This is a genomic window from Flavobacterium amnicola, assembly GCF_004122165.1.
GTDB lineage: Bacteria > Bacteroidota > Bacteroidia > Flavobacteriales > Flavobacteriaceae > Flavobacterium > Flavobacterium amnicola.
This window is the reverse complement of record NZ_SBKO01000030.1, coordinates 1-255: the sequence shown is the minus strand read 5'-3', so window position 1 is coordinate 255 and position 255 is coordinate 1. Positions and strand designations below refer to the sequence as shown.

Here is a 255-nt window from a genome sequence, read left to right as displayed (position 1 = left end):
TGGCTGTCATCGATTTATTTAGTTTAATTACTGGCGAACAAGCTGGAGGAGTTTGGACTCGTCCAACAGGAACAGGTGGAACTTTTAATGCAGGAGCTGGAACTTATACCCCAGCAGCAGGAGCTACAACCAGTACTTTCTTGTATACTTTAACCGGAATTGCACCATGTACAACAGATACAAGTTTAGCTACTGTTACAATCAATCCACAACCTAATGCAGGAACTGATGGAGGTGTAACTATTTGTGATAACA

Annotated in this window: 1 protein-coding gene; it reads left to right on the top strand. The window is 41.6% G+C overall.

The features are described from left to right. Positions 1 to 255: hypothetical protein (locus EQG63_RS12300; RefSeq protein WP_206733275.1), on the top strand; the 255-nt coding region annotated here is incomplete at both ends.